The following is an 18,936-nucleotide window of genomic DNA, read 5'->3' on the forward strand; positions in this document are numbered from 1 at the left end:
ACACACCACAGGGGCGGCACGCCACGGCACTTTCAACCAATAAATAATTGGTATCAACAAACTTGGCACACTATTGAGTTCTCAAACAACAGGAGCACCCGGCACCAGGACGACCCTCTCAGGCCCTCCATCGCTCCGGAGCAACTTTTCTAACTTACCCGCGCCGGCAGTCCTTGTCAAACTGCCCTGTCCGTTCCTCCCGTTGGCGTGTGCCTCCGGTCGGTCCCGGCGAGGCGGCCTTACCGCCCTGCGCGGCTTTAAACTCTAGCACCGGTCGGCGCGGATGTAAATTCCGCTGCCGTTCATCTTTCCGCCACCCGGGGCCGGCCACCGGCCGACGGCTTCAGGTACACCACGCCGAGCGGGGGCACCCGCAGGGTCGCCGAAGCGGGGCTGTCCTTCCAGCCGCCTTCCACGGCTGTGACGGCACCGCCGTTGACGACTCCGGAGCCGCCGTATTCGGCTGCGTCGGTATTCAAGGCCTCGTCCCATTCCCCCGCCCACGGCATCCCGAGCCGGAATCCTTCATGCGGGGCGCCGGAGAAGTTGGCCACGCAAACCAGCGGGTTGCCCTGCTGGTCCCAGCGGATGAAGGACAGCGTGTTGAGGGCGCCGTCGTTCTCGTCGATCCACTGGAAGCCGGCCGGCTCATTGTCGCGCTCGTACAAAGCCGGCGTGGAACGGTAAATCCCGTTGAGGTTGCGGACCAGGTGCTGCAGCCCCTTGTGCGGAACATTTTCGGAGAGCCACCAGTCCAGCCCATGCTGTTCGGACCATTCGGACTCCTGGCCGAATTCGGTTCCCATGAAAATCAGCTGCTTGCCCGGATGTGCCCATTGGAATGCCAGGTAGGCGCGCAGGTTGGCCAGCTGCTGCCAGCGATCGCCCGGCATCTTGCGCAGCATCGACCCCTTGCCGTGGACCACTTCGTCATGGCTGATCGGCAGCAGGAAGTTCTCCGTGTAGGCATAGACCATCGAGAAGGTGGCCTTGCCGTGGTGGTACATCCGGTTGACCGGGTCCTCGGCGATGTATTCCAGGGTGTCGTGCATCCAGCCCATGTTCCACTTCAGCCCGAAGCCGAGGCCGCCCGCGCTGGTCGGGCGGGTCACGCCGTCGAACGCGGTGGACTCTTCCGCGATCATGACGATGCCCGGCACCCGTTTGTACGCGGTGGCGTTGACTTCCTGAAGGAAGGAGATGGCCTCCAGGTTTTCGCGGCCGCCATGGATGTTGGGGAACCATTCCCCGTCCTTGCGCGAGTAGTCGCGGTACAGCATTGAGGCCACCGCATCCACCCGGAGTCCGTCGATGTGGAATTCTTCCATCCAGTACAGCGCGTTGGCGACCAGGAAGTTGCGCACCTCGCGGCGGCCGAAGTCGAAGATCAGCGTGCCCCAGTCCGGGTGTTCGCCCAGCCGGGGGTCGCCGTGTTCATACAGCGGCTGGCCGTCAAACCGGGCCAGCGCCCACTCGTCCTTGGGGAAGTGGGCCGGAACCCAGTCCAGAATGACGCCGATGCCCGCCTGGTGCAGCCTGTCCACCAGGTACTTGAAGTCGTCCGGGTGCCCGAAGCGCGAGGTCGGCGCGTAATAGGAGGTGACCTGGTAGCCCCACGATCCTCCGAACGGATGCTCGGCCACGGGCATGAACTCCACGTGCGTGAAACCCTGCCAGCTGACGTATTCGGCGAGCTGGTCGGCCAGCTGCCGGTAGTCCAGCCCCAGCCGCCACGACCCCAGGTGCACCTCGTACACGCTCATGGGCCCGTTGTGCGGGTCGCGGGCGGCGCGCCGCTCCATCCATTCCTGGTCGCCGAAGCGGTAGTGCGATTCGACCACGCGGGAACCGGTCAACGGTGGGACCTCGGTCCAGCGGGCCATCGGGTCGGCCTTCTCCCGCCACTGGCCGTCCTGGCCCAGCAACTCGTACTTGTAGACGGCACCCGCCTCGACACCGGGGATGAACAGTTCCCACACGCCGGATCCGCCCATCGAGCGCATCGCGTGCCGGGCGCCGTCCCAATGGTTGAAGTCGCCCTTGACCCGGACGGCCCGGGCATTCGGCGCCCAGACGGCGAAGCTGGCCCCGGACGTGTCGCCCAGCGCGGAGTTATAACGCCGCACGTGGGAGCCGAGCGCGCTCCAGAGGGTCTCGTGCCGGCCCTCGCCGATCAGGTGCAGGTCGATTTCGCCCAGGCTGGGCAGATAGTGGTAGGGGTCGTCGCTGATGGCGGGAGCACCGCCGTCGTACGCTACCTCGAGTCGGTAATCCGGGACGCGTCCCGGATCGTCGGCCGGAAAGACCGCCACCCAGATGCCCTCGTGCTCGTGTTCCATCGGCACGCGCAGGGACGGCGTGATCACGGTGACGGAATCGGCCAGCGGGCGCCGGGTGCGGACCGTGACGTGTCCGTGGTCATCCAGGTGGGCGCCGAGGACGGCGTGCGGCTGGTGGTAGGACCCGTGCGCGACGGCGGAGAGCACCTCCTGCTCGACATGCACCGGGGCGCCGGAGCGGCTGCCCGACGGCGACGCCGGCCCGCGCACGGACGACTCCGCGGCGGTGGAGGGGACGGGACGGGCCCGACGACCGGAACCGGTGGCCGCGCCGGAGGTGTTGGCGGCGGCGGCGGTTCCGGCCGCGGCTGCGCCGGCGGCGAAAGTCCCGCCGTTGCCCGCGGCAACCTTGTCCCGGTTACCGGATCCGGGCGGGGTGTCGGCGCCCGCGGCGACCTTGTCCCGGTTGCCGGTCCCGGCCGGGGTGCCGGCGCCCGCCAGGGGCGCCAGCGCCTCGCGGACCCCGCGGACCGGCACCTGCACCCAGCGCGGGCGGTTGCGCTGTTCGTACACGACTTCGTAGAGGGCCTTGTCCAGGAGCAGCGCCCGGAAGAGCGTGGACGACGTGTCCACGGGTTCGCCAGTCCCTTCCCGGTAGCCGTCCAGGAACGCGGCGCTGGCCTGCGCCGCCCAGTTGTCGGCGGCGGCGCCGGCTGCATCGTCGGGCTCCGCGAGCCGGGCAACGCCGGCGGCGTAGTCGAACGAGCGCAGCATCCCCACCACGTCGCGCAGCGGCACGTCGTCGGTGCCGCGCTCCCCCATGGGCCGCAGCGGTTCGCCCTCGAAATCAAGCACTATCCAGCCCCGCTGGGCCGAGAACAGCACCTGGCCCAGGTGGTAGTCGCCGTGGATCCGCTGCAGCTCCGGAAGCTCAGTCACCTGGCCCAGCCGGTCCAGCAGTTCCTGCACCGCGCCGTCCATGGGCCCCACGGACGCACCCGCCTGGGCCCAGCCCCAGCGGATCCGTTCCGCCAGCGCAGACTTGAAAGCGTCGACGGCCTTGGCATCCGCCGGGTAGGCGCCGGCCGCGTCGCGCAGGCTGCGGTGGATCCGTCCGGTGACGGCTCCGAGCTCGCGGGCCTGCGAGCTGAAGTCCGTGCCGTCCAGGGCCGAACCCGACGCGGTGCGCCAGGCATCCTGGCTGTCCGGAATGAATTCCCGCAGCACGCTCAGGTGGCCGGTATCCCACAGGCGGTCGCTGCCGTCGTTGTCCTGTCCGGGAGTGTGCCACCCGCCGGTGACCCACCCGTAGGTTACCGGGACTTCACGGCAGCCGGCCTCCGTGAGCAGCACTCCGACTTCGACGTCCGGATTGGTGCCGGCTTCCAACACCCGGAAGAACTTCACGATCAGCGGGCCTTGGTCGGACTCGACCACCACCGAAGTGTTCGACTGCTCACCCAGCAGCACGGAGGCCTGCAGCCCGGTGGTGAACTCCGGCCAGGATTCGAACCCGGCCCCGGCATGGCCGCGGGTATGCCCGTCGCCGGTTACCAGCTGCCGCCGCATCAACTCCAGCCAGGCGGCCACGAACACCGGGTCGTGGGCGCCGTCGTAAATCCAGCGCTCCCCGGAATCGCCCGCAGCACCGCCGGCCGCCCCCGCGGCGCCGCCAGCGCCGTCGTCGTCCGCCCCGGCAGTCTCGCCCTCGTGGCTGGCTGCCGTCCAGGTGTCCTCGGTGCCCTGCTGCGCGCGCCCAAGCAGGGCCGCCTCTCCGCCGGCCATCGGCTCCCGGCGGTAGCTCAGCGGCACGTTGACCACGTGGACTGCGTCGGCGGTGTGCACGGCCACGATGTGCACTTCCAGTCCCACCGCTCCGGCCGGGTCCTGCAACCGGATGCCGCCCAGCCGGTGCAGGACCGACTCCTGGCCCTTGGCGGGGAACCAGCGCTGGACGGGCAGCCACTGGCGCAGCAGTTCGGGAAGGCTCGGCGTGAATTCAGGCATGTGTTGCCACCTCTGTTCCTTCAGTCGCGGGTTTGATGACTGGGAGTGTCTCGGTCTGTGGAGATGCCGGGTTGGACGCGGCCGAACGCAGCCGCAACCAGAAGAAGTCGTGGCTGCCCAGCGTCAGCGTGAGCTGGCCGGCGTCGTCAAAGGCCGGGAACGGGACGCCTCCGAACGTGTCGCGCAGCCCGCGACCGGCGAATTCGGGCAGCCGCAGCGGTGCCGCCACGGGGTGCTGGGACAGGTTGAACACGCACAGCAGCACCTCTTTCTCCAGACCCTCGGCATTGCCCTCCGGCACTTCCCGCAAAAAGGCCAGCACCGATTCCGAGTCCACCGGCACGTTCCGGTAAGTACCCAGGCCGAAGGCGGGATGGGCCTTGCGCACCGCGAGCATCTGGCGCACCCAGTGCAGCAGCGAGCTGTTGTGCGCCAACTGCGCCTCAACGTTGACGTAGTTGTAGTGGTAGACCAGCGACTGCACCACCGGCAGGTAAAGCTTGCCGGGGTCCGCGGTGGAGAACCCGGCGTTGCGGTCGGGGTTCCACTGCATCGGCGTGCGGGAGGCATCGCGGTCTTCGAGCCAGATATTGTCGCCCATGCCGATCTCGTCCCCGTAGTAAAGGAACGGGCTGCCCGGCAGCGACAGCAGCAGCGCGTGAATCAGTTCGATCTCGGCGCGCGAGTTGTCCAGCAGCGGGGCCAGCCGGCGGCGGATTCCGATGTTGGAGCGCATCCGGGAATCCGGCGCGTACCAGCCGAACATCGCCTCGCGCTCTTCGCGGGTGACCATTTCCAGCGTCAGTTCGTCATGGTTGCGCAGGAAGGTTCCCCACTGCGCCCCGGCCGGGATGGCCGGTGTTTGCTCCATGGTGGCAATGATCGGGGCCGCCTTTTGGTCCCGGAGCGCGTAATACAGCCGCGGCATGATCGGGAAGTGGAAGGCCATATGGCATTCGGGGCGCAGCTCGCCGTCGCCGTCCGGCTGGCCGAAGTATTCCACCACCTCGTGCGGCAGCTGGTTGGCCTCGGCGATGATCACGCGGCCCGGGTATTCCGTGTCCACCAGTGTGCGCAGGTCCCGCAGGAAGGCGTGCGTGGCGGGCAGGTTTTCGCAGTTGGTTCCGTCCTCCTCGAACAGGTACGGGATGGCGTCGGCGCGGAAACCGTCGATCCCCTGGTCCAGCCAGAACCGTACGACGTCGAACAGCGCATCGATCACCTTGGGGTTTTCGAAGTTCAGGTCCGGCTGGTGGCTGAAGAAGCGGTGCCAGTAGAACTGACGGCGGATCGGGTCGAACGCCCAGTTGGAATCCTCGCTGTCCACGAAGATGATCCGCGCGTCCTGGTATTTTTCGTCCGTGTCGGACCACACATAGAAGTCCCCGTACGGCCCCTCCGGGTCCCGCCGGGACTGCTCGAACCAGTCGTGCTTGTCCGACGTGTGGTTTATGGGCAGGTCGATGATCACGCGCACGCCGCGGGCGTGTGCCTCGGCCACCAGGCGCTTGAAGTCGCCGATGGTGCCGAACTCGTCCAGCACGTCGAAGTAGTCCGCGACGTCGTACCCGCCGTCCCGCAACGGGGACTTGAAGAACGGCGGGATCCACAGGCAGTCGACGCCCAGCCACTGCAGGTAGTCGAGCTTGTCGATCAGCCCGGAGAAGTCGCCCGATCCGTCCCCGTTGGAGTCAGCGAAGCCCCGCAACAGCACCTCGTAAAACACTGCCTTGCGGTACCAGTGCGGGTCATGCGGCAGCCCCGGAGCGTGCAGCTGGAAGGGGCCGGCCATCAGCGGTTCCTTCGGATGTGCAGGATGTGGGCGGGTTCCACGTGTGCGTCCAGCCGCACATAGTTGTGTTCGCCCCAGCGCCAGCTCTGCCCGCTGAGCAGGTCATCCACCCAGAACGTGCCGTCGTCGTTGAAGTCCTCGTCCCGCAGCCCCAGCGCCGCCAAATCCAGCGAGACCGTTGACTCGCGCGCGCTGTGCGGGTCCACGTTGACGACGACGATGATCGTGTCCCGCCCGCCGCCGTGGCCTTGGGGCAGGTGCGCCTTGTGCTTGGAGTACACCACCGTGGCCGGGTCGGTGCTGCGGTGCACGGTGAGGTTGCCCAGGTCGCCCAGCGCCGGGTGGGCCCGCCGGATGGTGTTCAGCCGGGTCAGGTACGGCGCGAGCGAGCGTCCCTCGGCCTCCGCGGCGGCGAAATCGCGGGCCTTGTACTCGTACTTTTCGTTGTCGATGTACTCCTCGGCGCCCGGCCGGGCCACGTGCTCGTACAGTTCGAAACCGGCGTACACGCCCCAGAGCGGGCTGGCCGTGGCCGCCAGCACCGCCCGGACCTTGAACGCGGCGGGGCCGCCGTACTGCAGGTACTCGGTGAGGATGTCAGGGGTGTTGACGAAGAAGTTCGGCCGGAAGAACGGCGCCGTCTCGTGGCTGACTTCGGCGAAATACTCTTCGATCTCTTCCTTGGTGTTGCGCCAGGTGAAGTAGCTGTAGGACTGCTGGAAGCCGGCGCGGCCCAGCGCGTGCATCATGGCCGGGCGGGTGAAGGCCTCGGCCAGGAACACGACCTCCGGGTGGTCCCGGTTCACCGTTCCGATCAGCCATTCCCAGAACCACAAGGGCTTGGTGTGCGGGTTGTCCACCCGGAAGATCTTCACTCCGTGCGAAATCCACAGCTTCACGATCCGCAGGACCTCTTCGGAAAGGCCACGCGGGTCGTTATCAAAATTCAGCGGATAGATGTCCTGGTACTTCTTCGGCGGATTCTCCGCGTAGGCAATCGTGCCGTCGGCCCGGGTGGTGAACCACTCGGGATGCTCGGTGGCCCACGGGTGGTCAGGGGCGGCCTGCAGCGCCAGGTCCAGGGCCACCTCCATGCCTAGCGCCTCGGCAGCGGCCACAAAGGCGTCGAACTGCTCGAATCCGCCCAGGTCGGGGTGGATGGCGTCGTGCCCGCCGTCCTTGGAGCCGATGGCCCAGGGCGACCCGGGGTCGCCGGGACCGGCGGTCAGCGTGTTGTTCGGCCCCTTGCGGTTGACCTCGCCGATCGGGTGGATCGGCGGCAGGTACACCACGTCGAAGCCCATGGCGGCAACGGCCGGAAGCCGCTCGGCCGCCGTCGTAAAGTCCCCGGATGTCCAGGTCCCGTCCGCCGGGTCGTAGTGTGCGCCCTCGGAGCGCGGGAAGAATTCGTACCAGGCGCCGCGGCCGGCCCGTTCGCGCTCCACCAGGATGGGGTACTGCTTCGAGGGGCTGACCAGGCTGCGGATCGGGTGGCTGTTCACGGCGTCCAGCACGGCGTTCGAGGTTCCGGCGGCCAAACGTTCATGCACGGTGAGCGATTCGTCGGCGAGCGCGGCGGCAGCATCGCGCAACACCTGCGCGTTGCCTTCCGGCCGCCCGCCCTGCCCCGCGGCCTGGTCCAACAGCAGCCGGCCCTCGGCGAGCATGAGTTCCACGTCCACGCCGGCGGCAATCTTCACCTCGGCGTTGTGCCGCCAGGTGGCGTAATTGTCTCCCCAGCCTTCAACGTGGAAGGTCCAGAGGCCCGTCCCTGTGGGCCGGAGCGTGCCGTGCCAGCGGTCGGTGCCGGGCGCGCCCGGCGTGAGTCTTGCCCGCTGGACGGGCTGGCCGTCCGGGTCGAACAACACCGCGGTGGCGCCGATCTTGTCGTGCCCCTCGCGGAAGACGGTGGCGGCTACCTCTATGTCTTCGCCCGGGATCGCCTTGACCGGAAACTCGCCGCCGCCGACGACGGGCCAGACGTCGACAACCGGGATCCGGCCAAACTTCAGGCGCGCGGCTGGCTGGGTCGTACTGTGCTCCTGCATCGAAGTCGTCACAAGACAGACGTTAGCGAGATTCCTTCCCGATTGCGAAGCACCCTTACCCCTCGCGGCCGTCTTGACGGCCAGTTCAGGGGGCATTCACCCGCCGGCCATCATCGGCGCAGGGGACGTGCGCTAGCCTAGGCCGGGTGAAGGCAATCCGCAGATTTACTGTCCGAACTGTCCTCCCCGAGAGCATTGCTCCGTTGGCCCGCTTGGCCGGCAACCTCCGCTGGTCCTGGCACCGGCCCACCCAGCAGCTGTTCGAACAGCTGGATCCGCAGGCCTGGGCCGAGGTGCGCGAGGATCCCGTCGCCCTGCTTGGCTCCTTCACCCGCGAACGGCTGCGGGCGCTGGCCGACGACCGGGACGTGGTGGCTCGGGTGCGCGAGCTGGACGCCGACCTTGAGCAGTATTTGGCCGAGGACCGCTGGTACCAGACGCTGGGAGCCGACGCACCGGCGTCGATCGCTTACTTCTCCCCCGAGTACGGCGTCTCCCATGTGCTTCCGCAGTACTCCGGCGGCCTGGGCATCCTGGCGGGCGACCACCTGAAGGCCGCCTCCGATCTGGGCGTGCCGCTGGTGGGCGTGGGCCTGCTCTACGCCGCCGGCTACTTCATGCAGTCGCTGAGCCGCGATGCCTGGCAGCAGGAGACCTACCCCGTGCTGGACCCGGACGGCTTGCCGTTGACGTTGCTGCGCGAGGCGGACGGGCAGCCGGCCCAGGTCACGCTGCCGCTGCCGAACGGGCGCAGGCTCGGCGCCTACATCTGGCGCGCCGACGTGGGCCGGGTTCCGCTGCTGCTGCTCGATTCCAACATCCCGGGCAACGACGAGGCCGCCCGCGGCATCACCGACCGGCTCTACGGCGGAGGCGGCGACCACCGCCTGCAGCAGGAGCTGCTGCTGGGCATGGGCGGCGTGAAGGCCCTGCGCATCCACCAGCGGCTCACCGGCGCCCCCGCCCCGGAGGTCTACCACACGAACGAAGGGCACGCCGGCTTCCTGGGGATCGAACGCATCCAGGAGCTGGCGGCGGCCGGGTTGACGTGGGACGAGGCGCTGGCCGCAGGCCGCGCCAACACCGTGTTCACCACGCATACGCCGGTGCCCGCGGGCATCGACCGGTTCGACAAGGCACAGATCCAGCACTTCTTCAGTGCGGGCCTGGCCCCGGATGTACCCACCGCCAAGATCCTGGAACTCGGGGACGAGAATTACGACGGCGGAGATCCGTCCAAGTTCAACATGGCCGTGATGGGCCTGCGGCTGGCGCAGCGGGCCAACGGCGTGGCCAAGCTGCACGGTGTGGTCTCCCGCGGCATGTTCTCGGGGCTCTGGCCGGGCTTCGACCAGGAGGAAGTGCCGATCAGCTCGGTGACCAACGGCGTGCATGTGCCCACCTGGGTGGATCCCCGGATCGCGGAGTTCGCGCGGTCGGCGTTTGGCGACGAGACGGTGATCGCCCGCCAGTGGGACCGCGTCTACGACGTGTCCGACGAGGACATCTGGGCGTTGCGCCGGAGCCTGCGGACGGCCCTGATCGAGGATGTCCGCCGCCGGCTGCGAGCCTCCTGGAAGAAGCGGGGGGCCGCGGATGCGGAGCTGGCGTGGACCGACGCCGTGCTGGACCCGGACGTACTGACCATCGGTTTCGCCCGCCGGGTGCCAACCTACAAGCGGCTGACCCTGATGCTGCGCGATCCGGCCCGGCTCAAGACGTTGCTGCTGCACCCGGAACGGCCTGTCCAGCTGGTCATCGCGGGCAAGTCCCACCCGGCGGATGAACAGGGCAAGCGGATGATCCAGGACCTGGTCCGTTTCACCGACGACCCCGCGGTCCGGCACCGGATTGTGTTCCTGCCCAACTACGACATCGCCATGGCGCGGACGCTCTTCCCGGGCTGTGACGTTTGGCTGAACAACCCCCTGCGCCCGCTGGAGGCCTGCGGGACGTCCGGCATGAAGGCCGCGATCAACGGTGGACTGAATCTCTCCGTGCTGGACGGCTGGTGGGACGAGATGTACGACGGCGACAACGGCTGGGCGATTCCGACGGCGAACCCTTCCACCGGCGCCCGGACCGCCGACATGTTCGACCCGGACGAGCGCGACGATATCGAGGCCGCCGCGCTCTACGACCTCATCGAGCACCACGTGGCACCCCGTTTCTATGCCGCCGAGGTCTCCGAAGGCGCGGGCGCGGCCGGACCGTCCGAGCCGGTGCCGAACGATACCGTCCCGCACCAGTGGATCGCGATGATCAAACACACGCTGGCCAATCTGGGACCGGCGGTTTCCGCAGAGCGGATGCTGCATGACTATGTGGAGCAGCTCTACCGTCCGGCCTGGGCCTCCGGCAGGACGGCCCGGGCGGACGATTTTGCGGCGGCGAAGGAACTGGCGGCGTGGACCAGCCGGGTCCACGCCGCCTGGGACGACGTGTCGGTGGAGCACGTGGACTCGATGGGCATCACGGACGAGCCGCAGATCGGCGAGTCGCTGACGGTCAATGCCTACGTCCGGCTCGGATCACTGCCGCCGGACAGCGTCACCGTCCAGGTGGTGCACGGCCAGGTCACCGAAAACGACGACCTCGCGCAGACCTCCAGCGACGAACTGGCCGTCAGCGACCAGTTGGGCGATGGCCGTTATCTCTTCACCGGCCCGGTCACCATCGACCGATCCGGGTCGTTCGGGTACAGCGTTCGGGTGCTGCCCAAGCACCCGGCGCTGGCAAACCAGGCCGAACTCGGCTTGGTTTCCAACGCCACCGGCTGAGCCACGCCACGTCGCCCCGACGCCGCTCGCGTCCGCCGCCGGCGCGAGCGGCGCACCCTGAGGGCAGCGGAACGGCTGAAACGTCACTATCCGGCAGTTTCTTTAATTCCTTTGAGACCGCCTGTTTCATGCTGGTTTCGAGCGAAAATATGCCCCTTCGTACGTCCTTCTGTGTGACTCACCCCTTTATTATCAGCATGCTGACTAATAGCATGAGGGTGTTCCGTCCGAACGGACTACGAAGGAGGCGAACTTGGGCACGAGCACCGACCGGGAGGCACCACCGCCGGACCACGAGGACAAGCCGCAGCAGCCGCAGCAGATAAAGAAGGCTTCGTGGAAGTACATCCTCCGCAAGACCATCCGGGAATTTTCCGACGACAATTGCACGGATCTTGCGGCGGGACTGACGTACTACGCAGTGCTGTCCCTGTTCCCCGGCCTGCTGGCGTTGGTTTCCATCCTGGGGCTGGTTGGACAGGCGGAACAGACCACCAACGCCATGATGAGCATGCTCGGGCAGGTAGCACCTGCCCAGGCAGTGGAGGTCATCCAACAGCCAATCCAACAATTGGCCAGCGCCCCGGGAGCCGGGCTCGCGTTCGTCGTCGGCCTGGTCGGCGCCATCTGGTCGGCCTCCGGCTACGTCAACGCCTTCGGCCGGGCCATGAACAGGATCTACGAGGTCGAGGAAGGCCGGCCGTTCTGGGTACTTCGCCCGGTGATGCTGCTGATCACCGTCGTGGTGCTGCTGCTGGCAGTGCTGACGCTGCTGATGCTGGTGGTGTCCGGCCCGATTGCGGAGGCGATCGGATCGGTGATCGGACTCGGCGAGGCGGCGGTGACCGTTTGGGACATTGCCAAATGGCCGGTCGTCGTCATCTTCGCCGTGGTGATCGTGGCCGTGTTGTACTACGCGACGCCCAACGTAAAGCAGCCGAAGTTCCGCTGGATGAGCCTGGGCGCCCTCCTCGCGCTGATAGTGCTGGCCCTTGCGACGCTTGGCTTCGCCTTCTACGTGGCGAACTTCGGCAACTACAACGCGACCTACGGAGCCATCGGCGGCGTGATCGTCCTGCTGCTGTGGTTCTGGTTGGCCAACCTCGCCCTGTTGTTCGGTGCGGAGTTCGATGCCGAGACGGAGCGCGGCCGCGAACTGCAGGCCGGCATGGCTGCCGAAGAAAATATCCAGCTTCCGGTCCGCGACAGCCGCAAGATCGACAAGAAGGCTGAGAAGGAAGAGGAGGACATTACACGGGGGCGCGACCTGCGCCGCAAGTTCGCGCATTCCGAGGAGGAATCCCGTGACCGTAGCTGATCAAGATCAGGACTGACAGGAAGAACCCGACAAGGAAAAGGAATTCCCATGACCACGAATCCACATTCCGGCAGTTACGACGAGGGCGCTCCCGTCTACCCGACAGGGGGCACGGCCGTCCCGCCACCCTCGAATCCCCCGTCCACCGGCCAGTCCAAGAGCGAGACAGCCAAGACCGAGGCGAGGGAAGTAGGACGCGAAGGGGCCGAAGCGGGCCAGCAGGTTGCCGAGACTGCCAAGGACGAGGTTAAGCACGTAGCGCACGAAGCCAAGGAAAAGGCCCGCAACCTGATGTCAGAAATGGGCGATGGCATCCACAGCCAGGCCAACACGCAGCAGCAGCGCGTGGCTTCGGGGCTGCGGTCGATCGGAGAGGAGCTCAACTCCATGGCCCAAAACTCCGAGCAGTCCGGGCCGGCGACCCGGTTGGTCGGCCAGGTGGCAGGCCGAGCCGACTCCGTCGCGGGGTGGCTGGAGAATCGCGATCCGGGATCGCTGCTCGACGAGGTCAAGCGTTTTGCCCGGCGACGTCCCGGTGCCTTCCTTGCGATCGCGGCAGGAGCCGGCGTCCTGGCCGGGCGGCTGACCAAGGGGCTCACCGCCGACAGCGGATCAGCCAGCGGCTCCATGACGGGCAGGCAAGTGGGCACGCACCGTGCCACCACCGGTTCGGGCTACGGCACCGCCGGGGCCGGCAGCTATGAAGCCCAAAGCGCCCAAGGTTTTGCGGCGCCCGGGGCGCAGACAGGTTCCGCCCTCGGCGGCGCACCGGCACAGCCTGAAACCACCTACCCCTTGGGCGAACCGCCCGCCGGTGGCCGTGGCACCGCGATCCCGGAGCGGAACCCCTATGAGGACGGAGGGACTCGATGAGTCACCAGCAAATGCCGGGTCCGAGCAATCAACGGGTGCCCGGACAGGATGGAGCCGAACCAACACGGGCGGAAATTAAGGCCGAAAACGAATCCTTGGGCGACCTGCTCAGCCAAGTGAGCACGGACATCTCCGTCCTGATGCGCCAGGAACTGGAACTGGCGAAGGCCGAACTCAAGGAGACCGGCACCAAGGCCGGCAAGGGGGCAGGCTTGTTGGGCGGAGCCGGCGTGGCCGGCCATTTCGTCCTCCTGTTCCTGTCCCTGGCCCTGTGGGCGCTCATCGCCGGCGGGATCGGATGGGCCTGGTCCGGCCTGATTGTGGCAGTCATCTGGGCCATCATCGCGGCCATTCTGTATTCGGTAGGCCGCAAGCAGCTGAAGACGGTCGAAGGGATGCCCCAGACCACCGAGTCAGTAAAGCAGATTCCGGAAACATTGAAGCCAAGTGAGGAAGCGCTATGAGCCAGTCACCCGAAGAAATCCGAGCCGACATCGAACGCACCCGCGCCCGGCTGGGCACGGACGTCGACGCCGTGGCGGAGAAAGCGTCGCCGTCGAACATCGTCCACCGGCAGACGGACAAAGTGAAGGATTCCGTGGGCCGCGTCAAGGATAAGATCATGGGCGCCGCCGACGACGCCACCGGCGGCACCCGCTCCATGATGCACGACGCCGGCGAAATGGCCAGCGACGCCCCGCACCAGCTCGCCCGCAAGGCCCAGGGCAACCCGGTAGCGGCCGGCCTGATCGCCTTCGGCGCCGGCTGGTTGCTGTCCTCGCTGTTCCCGGCCAGCCGGGTGGAGCAGCAGGCAGCCGACAAGGTCAAGGAACAGGCCGAACCGGTGGTGCAGGAAGTCAAGGACTCCGCCCGGCAGGTGGCCCAGGACATGAAGGAGCCGGCCCGCGAGGCAGCCGAAGACCTGAAGTCCTCGGCCCAGGACTCGGCGGGCAGGGTCAAGTCCGAAGGCACGTCCGCCGCCGAGGACGTGAAGCAACGGGCACAGGAGGCCCGCGGCAACGTGCAGGATCCGCCCCGGCAGATCTAGGTCCTTCGTCCACGCTGCCTGACGGGCAGCATGCCGTCGCCGGGAGAGCCCTTGAGGCACTCCCGGCGCCGGTGCGTTTGCTTAGGAGCGGTAGATGGAGATGGTGCTCGCGCCCACCACATCCATGTCGCCGCTGCGGACCGTGGCGCCACGCCGGTGTTCCCCGTCGTGGGACGTGGTGTAGAGCAGCTCGAAGAGATGCTTCCCGCCGCGGTGCTTGCCGAAGTCCTGCAGCGACTGCGGGGTGGGCAGCACGATTTTCTGCGGCTGGCCTCCGCCGTTGATCACCACCAGACCGTCGATCACGCCCTGGGGCGACCCCATCAGCAGCTGGACCAGGCGGCAGTCCGGGTTGTTCCAATCATCCGGAGTCATCGGTTCGCCGTCGGCGTTGAACCAGAGCAGGTAGGAACTTTCCGCCCGTGCCGGGTAGTTGTACGGCTGGTGCGCCAGGAAGGACCGGCGGAGTTGGATGAGCCGGCGGGTGGCATCGAACATCCGGTGTTCGCGCTCGTCCAGCTGCCAGTTGGTCCAGGCCAGCTCGTTGTCCTGGCAGTATGCGTTGTTGTTTCCCTGCTGGCTGCGGCCGATCTCGTCGCCGGCGCAAATCATGGGCACCCCGAGCGACAGCAACAGGGTAGCCATCAGGTTCCGGGCGCTCCGGTCCCGGGCGTCGAGGACCTGGCTGTCCCCCGTGTGCCCTTCGATGCCGTGGTTATAGCTGCGGTTATGGTCGTGGCCGTCGCGGTTTTCTTCGCCGTTGCCCTCGTTGTGCTTGCGGTCATACGACGTCAGGTCGGCCAGTGTGAAGCCGTCATGGGCGGTCACGAAGTTCAACGAGGCCAGCGCGGTGCGCCCGGAGCCGGCGAACAGTTCGGTGGATCCGGCCAGGCAGCCGGCCAGCCTCGCCACCGTCCCGGCCTGCCCGCCAGCCGCCAGCGCGGCTTGGTCCGCCAGCCAGAAATCGCGGACGGTATCGCGGAAGCGGTCGTTCCAGTCAGTCCAGCCCGGCGGGAAGTGCCCCGTCTGCCAGCCACCGTCGCCCACGTCCCACGGCTCCGAGATCAGCTTGGCTCCGGACAGCACCGAATCGGCGCCGACGGCCACCAGGAACGGGTGGCGGGGGTTGAAATGGTTGTTTCCGTCGCGGGCCAGCGACACCGCCAGGTCGAAGCGGAACCCGTCGATGTGGAACTCCTCCACCCAGTAACGGAGCGAATCGAGGGCCAGCTGGATCACGCGCGGCTCGTTGAAGTTCATCGTGTTGCCGCAGCCGGTGGTGTCCAGGTAATTCCCGTGGCCGTCGTGCCGGTAGTACACGTGGTCCGCCAGCCCGCGGAAGGAGTAGGTGTCCTGGTCTTTGCCGCCCTCGGCCGTGTGGTTGTAGACCACGTCCAGGATCACCTCGAGGCCGGCGGCGTGCAGCTGCTTGACCATGGTGCGGAACTCGTCCTGCACCGCCCGCGGCCCGTCGGCCTGGGCGGCCGCGGTGGCGTACCCCGGCCAGAGGGCGAAGAAGCCGAGCGTGTTGTAGCCCCAGTAGTTGGCCAGCCCAAGGTTTTGCAGGTGCGGTTCGTCCAGGTGGTAGTGCACCGGCAGCAGCTCCACCGTGGTAATCCCCAGCTCCAGCAGGTACTGGATCATCACCGGGTGGGCAAGGCCGGCGTAGGTACCGCGCAGTTCCTCCGGGATGTCGGGGTGCAGCATCGTCTGGCCCTTGACGTGGCACTCGTAGACCACCGTGTCCCGCCACGGCACGTGCGGGCGAGCGTCGTTCCCCCAGTCGAAACCGCCGGTGACGTACACCGAGCGCAGCACGCCGCCGTCGTCATCGATGGCACGGCCGTAGGGGTCCAGCAGCAGCTGCCCGGACGCGGGCAGCTCTTCGCCGTGCGGCCAGAACGCGTACCGGCTGCCGGCCTCCAGACCCTTGACCGTCCCGTGGTGGACGCCGTCGGTGAGTGCCGTCAGCTCAGCGCGCTGCCAGGTGCCTGAAGCATCCTCGAAGTGCACGTCCATGGTCCCGAACCCCGGGGCGAAGACCGCCACATTCACCGCTCCGGGAATCGGCGGCAGGCCCGGGGCGGTGTCGCTGACGCCCAGCGGGAAGGCACGCGAAAGCTGCGCCTGCCGCGCGGGCGGCTCAGGGGAAAGGCTCTTGGCGTGACGGGCCAAAACGGTCCACCTGCTCCTAGCGCGCGCGCTGCCGGGAGATTTCGTACAGGCTGATGCCCACGGCCATGGACGCGTTGAGCGACTCCATGGCCGAGTCGATCGGGATGGAGACGATCTGGTCACAGTGTTCGCGGACCAGCCGGGACAGGCCCTTGCCCTCGGAGCCCACCACCAGGCACACCGGCTCGGTGGCCAGCGACAGGTCCGGCAGCGAAACGTCGCCGTCACCGTCCAGACCGAGCACGAAGATGCCCAGCTGCTGGAAGGCCTTGAGCGTATTGGTCAGGTTGCCCGCCTTGGCGACCGGCACGCGCACCGCTGCGCCGGCGCTGGTCTTCCACGCGGAGGCCGTCATCCCGACCGAGCGGCGCTCGGGCACGATCACGCCGTGGCCGCTGAAGGCCGATGCGGAACGGATGATGGCACCAAGGTTGCGCGGGTCGGTAATGCCGTCCAAGGCCACGAACAGCGGGGCGTTGTTGATGTAGCCCTTCTTGAACTTGGCCATCGTTTCCTCGGCCAACTCCAGGGCGTCCTGGTAGTCGTACGGCGGGATCTGCAGCACCAGGCCCTGGTGGACGGCGTCATCGGTCATCCGGTCCAGTTCCGGCTTGTGCGATTCGAGCACCGGAATGCCGCGTTCGGCGGCGATCTTCAGGGATTCCCTGACGCGGTCGTCCATCTCGATCCGGACGCCGACGTGCAGCGCCTTGGCGGGGACGCCGGCGCGCAGGGCTTCCACTACGGAGTTGCGTCCGGTCACTATCTCGCCCGCGGACTTGCCGCGGCGGGGGGCCGTGCCGCGCTGGCCGCCCGGGCGCTTGGCGGCCGAGCGTTCGGACAGCTGCTTGGTGCGGTACGCCTTGTGGTACGGGCGGTCTTCGGCCTTCGGGGTCGGCCCCTTGCCTTCGAGCGCTTTGCGCCCGTGTCCGCCGGTTCCGGCGGTGGGTCCCTTTTTGGACTTGCGCACCGCTCCGGGGCGAGGTTTGTTGGCCATCGAAAAACTACCTTTGTGTTGGGGAAGATGCGTTCCCACGTGCGGCACACCGGCTGTGCGCGGCAAGCCCGACGGGAATCGTCTGCTTTAAAGGGTACCGCCCCACGGTGCGGGCCGCCGTCAGCCGAGACTCCAGCTGGCGCCCTCGGGCAAATCCTCCACCACGATCCCGGCGGCCGCCAGGGTGTCGCGGATGGCATCGGCGCGGGCCCAGTCCTTGGCCTCGCGGGCCAGCCGGCGTTCCTCCAGCTGGGCGCTCACCAGCACGTCCAACGCCTGGTGGGCCGCGGGGTCCGCGCCGCCGCTGCTCCAGTGCGGATCCAGCGGATTGATGTACAGCACGTCGGTCATCGCCATGACCTGGTGCAGCGCGCGGGTGGCCGCCTCCTTGTCCCTGGTGTCCAGCGCGGTGTTGCCGGCACGGACGGTTTCGTGGACCACGGCCAACGCCTGCGGCACGTTCAGGTCGTCGTCCATGGCCGCGGCAAAGGCGTCCGGCACGCGTTCCGTCACCACGAACCCGAACTGCTCGCCGTAGAGGAACTTCAGCGCCCGCTGCAGGAACCCCTCGATCCGCTCCACCGCGGAACCGGCCTCCGCCAGTGACCCGGGGTTGTAGTCGAGCGCGGACCGGTACTGGGCCTGGCCCAGATAGTAGCGGACCACCAGCGGCTTCGCGTCCTGGAGCATCTGCGCAGGCGTGATGATGTTGCCGATCGACTTGGACATCTTCTCGCCTTCGAAGGTGACCATGCCGTTGTGCATCCAGAAGTTGGCGAATCCGTGGCCGGCGGCCCGGGACTGCGCCACCTCGTTCTCGTGGTGCGGGAACCGCAGGTCCAGCCCGCCGCCGTGGATGTCGAATTCGGTGCCCAGGTACTTGGTGACCATGGCCGAGCATTCCAGATGCCAGCCCGGCCGGCCGGCTCCCCACGGGCTGGACCAGCTGGCGGTTTCCGGCTCGCCGTCCTTGTGCCCCTTCCAAAGCGCGAAGTCGCGCGGGTCCTTCTTGCCGCGCGGGCCGGCGTCGGGCGCCGCCTGCATGTCCTCGATCCGCTGATGGGTCAGCGAGCCGTATTCCGGCCACGAGCGCACATCGAAGTAGACGTCGCCGGAATCGTCCAGCGCCGGGTAGGCGTGGCCGCGGTCGATCAGCTGCTGGATCAGGCGGTGCATCTCCGGGATGTGGCCGGTGGCGCGCGGTTCGTAGGTGGGCCGTTCCACGCCCAGGATGTCGTAGGCCTTGGCGAATTCCTGCTCGTAGCGGTAGGCCAGCGCCCACCACGGCTCGTTCGGCACCGGCACCATCGGGTCTTCGGCCGCATTGGGGCGGAAGGATTCGGCGGACTTGACCAGGATCTTGTCGTCGATGTCCGTCACGTTGCGCACCACCGTGACGTCATAGCCGCTGTAGCGCAGCCAGCGGGTGAGCTGGTCGAACGCGATGGCGGAGCGGATATGGCCGACGTGCGGGTCGCCCTGCACGGTGGCGCCGCAGTAGTAGAGCCCTACCTTGCCCGGGGACAGCGGGACGAAGTCGCGTACTTGCGCGGTGGCGGTGTCATAGAATCTCAGGCTCACCGCTCTAGCCTAGCGGCGGCCGCCGTGCCGGTGCGAAC

Annotated in this window: 11 protein-coding genes; 5 read left to right on the forward strand and 6 right to left on the reverse strand. The window is 67.6% G+C overall.

The features are described from left to right. Positions 1-302 precede the first annotated feature (302 nt). From glgB to AC5RV3_RS09615, 3 genes are read right to left on the reverse strand one after another with little or no spacing between them, the layout of a single operon-like run. On the reverse strand, positions 303-4,286 hold the full coding sequence (gene glgB, locus AC5RV3_RS09605; RefSeq protein WP_494121937.1) for a 1,4-alpha-glucan branching protein GlgB: 3,984 nt from the start codon (positions 4,284-4,286) through the stop codon (positions 303-305). After that, complete coding sequence (gene treS / locus AC5RV3_RS09610; protein WP_494121938.1) at positions 4,279-6,078, reverse strand: maltose alpha-D-glucosyltransferase; 1,800 nt, start codon at positions 6,076-6,078, stop codon at positions 4,279-4,281. Before treS ends, glgB begins: the two co-directional genes overlap by 8 nt. Beyond that, positions 6,078-8,126 carry an alpha-1,4-glucan--maltose-1-phosphate maltosyltransferase gene (locus AC5RV3_RS09615; protein ID WP_494122336.1) on the reverse strand — a complete coding sequence of 683 codons (2,049 nt, stop codon included), beginning with the start codon at positions 8,124-8,126 and terminating at the stop codon, positions 6,078-6,080. The genes treS and AC5RV3_RS09615 overlap by 1 nt, the downstream gene beginning before the upstream one ends. A 146-nt stretch (positions 8,127-8,272) precedes the next feature. On the opposite strand from AC5RV3_RS09615, the gene glgP reads away from it, so the two are divergent. The 5 genes from glgP to AC5RV3_RS09640 all read left to right on the forward strand — a co-directional run bounded on the left by glgP (position 8,273) and on the right by AC5RV3_RS09640 (position 14,145). Then, entirely contained in the window at positions 8,273-10,906 is a 2,634-nt protein-coding gene (glgP, locus tag AC5RV3_RS09620; RefSeq protein WP_494121939.1) for an alpha-glucan family phosphorylase, read from the forward strand. 253 nt (positions 10,907-11,159) lie between these two features. Beyond that, positions 11,160-12,224 (forward strand): YihY/virulence factor BrkB family protein, encoded by a 1,065-nt coding sequence (locus AC5RV3_RS09625; protein ID WP_494121940.1) that lies wholly within the window; start codon positions 11,160-11,162, stop codon positions 12,222-12,224. A gap of 48 nt (positions 12,225-12,272) precedes the next feature. After that, positions 12,273-13,097 carry a hypothetical protein gene (locus AC5RV3_RS09630; protein ID WP_494121941.1) on the forward strand — a complete coding sequence of 275 codons (825 nt, stop codon included), beginning with the start codon at positions 12,273-12,275 and terminating at the stop codon, positions 13,095-13,097. A gap of 11 nt (positions 13,098-13,108) precedes the next feature. After that, positions 13,109-13,561 carry a phage holin family protein gene (locus tag AC5RV3_RS09635; protein WP_494122337.1) on the forward strand — a complete coding sequence of 151 codons (453 nt, stop codon included), beginning with the start codon at positions 13,109-13,111 and terminating at the stop codon, positions 13,559-13,561. After that, positions 13,558-14,145, forward strand: a complete 588-nt coding sequence (locus AC5RV3_RS09640) for a DUF3618 domain-containing protein (protein ID WP_494111916.1) — start codon at positions 13,558-13,560, stop codon at positions 14,143-14,145. The genes AC5RV3_RS09635 and AC5RV3_RS09640 overlap by 4 nt, the downstream gene beginning before the upstream one ends. 81 nt (positions 14,146-14,226) lie before the next feature. On the opposite strand, the gene glgX is transcribed toward AC5RV3_RS09640, so the two are convergent. The 3 genes from glgX to cysS all read right to left on the reverse strand — a co-directional run bounded on the left by glgX (position 14,227) and on the right by cysS (position 18,898). Then, the gene (glgX, locus tag AC5RV3_RS09645) at positions 14,227-16,164 is read right to left on the reverse strand and encodes a glycogen debranching protein GlgX (RefSeq protein WP_494122338.1); all 1,938 of its coding nucleotides are present in this window, start codon (positions 16,162-16,164) and stop codon (positions 14,227-14,229) included. A gap of 172 nt (positions 16,165-16,336) precedes the next feature. After that, positions 16,337-17,317, reverse strand: a complete 981-nt coding sequence (gene rlmB / locus AC5RV3_RS09650; protein WP_494121942.1) for a 23S rRNA (guanosine(2251)-2'-O)-methyltransferase RlmB — start codon at positions 17,315-17,317, stop codon at positions 16,337-16,339. Between the two features lie 120 nt (positions 17,318-17,437). Next, entirely contained in the window at positions 17,438-18,898 is a 1,461-nt protein-coding gene (gene cysS / locus AC5RV3_RS09655) for a cysteine--tRNA ligase (RefSeq protein ID WP_494121943.1), read from the reverse strand. Positions 18,899-18,936: the final 38 nt, after the last annotated feature.

This window comes from Arthrobacter sp. Y3221114, assembly GCF_059092625.1.

Bases quoted from the DNA above. Each gene is read 5' to 3' on its own strand.
- glgB (WP_494121937.1), bottom strand. From the start codon at position 4,286: ATGCCTGAATTCACGCCGAGCCTTCCCGAACTGCTGCGCCAGTGGCTG.
- treS (WP_494121938.1), bottom strand. From the start codon at position 6,078: ATGGCCGGCCCCTTCCAGCTGCACGCTCCGGGGCTGCCGCATGACCCG.
- AC5RV3_RS09615 (WP_494122336.1), bottom strand. From the start codon at position 8,126: ATGCAGGAGCACAGTACGACCCAGCCAGCCGCGCGCCTGAAGTTTGGC.
- AC5RV3_RS09630 (WP_494121941.1), top strand. From the start codon at position 12,273: ATGACCACGAATCCACATTCCGGCAGTTACGACGAGGGCGCTCCCGTC.
- AC5RV3_RS09635 (WP_494122337.1), top strand. From the start codon at position 13,109: ATGCCGGGTCCGAGCAATCAACGGGTGCCCGGACAGGATGGAGCCGAA.
- AC5RV3_RS09640 (WP_494111916.1), top strand. From the start codon at position 13,558: ATGAGCCAGTCACCCGAAGAAATCCGAGCCGACATCGAACGCACCCGC.
- glgX (WP_494122338.1), bottom strand. From the start codon at position 16,164: ATGGACGTGCACTTCGAGGATGCTTCAGGCACCTGGCAGCGCGCTGAG.
- rlmB (WP_494121942.1), bottom strand. From the start codon at position 17,317: ATGGCCAACAAACCTCGCCCCGGAGCGGTGCGCAAGTCCAAAAAGGGA.